The organism is Sinorhizobium saheli (assembly GCF_001651875.1).
In the GTDB taxonomy this organism is placed as follows: Bacteria; Pseudomonadota; Alphaproteobacteria; order Rhizobiales; family Rhizobiaceae; genus Sinorhizobium; species Sinorhizobium saheli.
On record NZ_LNQB01000080.1, the window covers coordinates 1 to 1,296 of the forward strand.

1 protein-coding gene, 1 tRNA gene and 1 pseudogene are annotated in these 1,296 nt (G+C 58.9%); 1 reads left to right on the plus strand and 2 read right to left on the minus strand.

All coding sequences use genetic code 11. From position 1 onward, the window contains the following. Nucleotides 1–234: 234 nt before the first annotated feature. Nucleotides 235–311: transfer RNA gene (locus ATB98_RS18615), tRNA-Met, on the plus strand. Nucleotides 312–531: 220 nt separating this feature from the next. Here the strand turns inward: ATB98_RS18615 and ATB98_RS30550 are convergent. Next, on the minus strand, nt 532–837 hold the full coding sequence (locus tag ATB98_RS30550) for an Imm27 family immunity protein (RefSeq protein WP_084435571.1): 306 nt from the start codon (nt 835–837) through the stop codon (nt 532–534). Nucleotides 838–985: 148 nt separating this feature from the next. After that, a pseudogene (gene tnpB / locus ATB98_RS30070) lies at nt 986–1,239 on the minus strand (IS66 family insertion sequence element accessory protein TnpB). Nucleotides 1,240–1,296: the final 57 nt, after the last annotated feature.

A 1,296-nucleotide genomic window follows, 5' to 3' on the forward strand; every position in this document is an offset into this window, starting at 1 on the left:
TAGGTCGCTGCCAGGTCTGCAAAACGCAAGAAACTTCTTCTCATCACAGCATCGGCCCAGCCGAAACAACACGGGCCGCCAAAAGCGGCCTTTTTGTTTGGCTAGACTGAAACTACAATACGGGCAAATCCTCCGGATTTGCTCGGGTGACGCGGGGTGGAGCAGCCCCGCAAGGCCAAAGGCCGAGGACGGGCAGACAAAACAACCGGGCCGATAAAAAGGCCCGACGCATAACGCGGGGTGGAGCAGCCCGGTAGCTCGTCAGGCTCATAACCTGAAGGCCGCAGGTTCAAATCCTGCCCCCGCAACCAAATACCAGAACCCCGGATCCTCAGGATGCCGGGGTTCTTGCGTTTCGAGGCCGCGGAAAACGTCGCGCTCGTTCCGCCTCTTCAGCGGGCCGCGGTCGATGACGGCGGGTGGAAGCCGGGCTTCCGGTGGACCGATGCTTTACGCTGTGCGTCGTGCGTAGCGTATGCCTCCGGTGAGGACCGCGGCGGCTGACAATGAGAGCTTTGCTAACTAGCCAAATTATGGTCGCGTTTTTCGGAGCCTGGGACTTCCGCCACCATGTTGTTCCGAGTGGGGGTAATCGAGAATCCAAATCTCCCCCGTTGCTTCGTCCCTATACTCTGTCTCCCAATTATCAGGGTCAACTTTAACTTTAGTGAGGCTCTTTGCGCGTGAAAGTGCTTCTACTCCGATATACTCGTCCCTGCGGCGCATTATTTCACACTCTTCATAGTGACATTCGTCGGTTCGTTGACGTTCATATAGGGAGCTACCATTCCTATACGCCGCCAGGAACGATCCAGCATCGTCGTAACAAACAACCATCCTCGGAGATCATCCCGACAGAGCAATCGTGGAGCGGGTCGTGTCCTCGCCGAGCATTTCATCGCCGATCCGGTCCTTTGAGCTGATCGGCCGCATCGGTGATGGCGGGATGGAACCATATTCGCTCCCGCCGTGCCAGCGGCTTTGCTCATCCCGCCGACGTCGGACGCCAGGTTTTTTGCGGCATTCGCCAGTCGATGCCTTCGAGCAAATAGCCGAGCTGCGCCGGCGTGATCACCACCGTGCCGTCGGCCGCCGAAGGCCGTATGAACCGACCGCGCTCGAGCTTCTTCGTGAACAGGCAGGCCCCTGGCCATCGTGCCAGATCACTTTGACCAGGCCGCCGCTCCGGCCCCGGAAGACGAACAGATGGCCGCTCAACGGATATGTGGCGCGCCACATATCCGTTGATATGCGTCGGATGAGATTATGTGGCGGCGTCGCTCGCAGTGCTGCGTT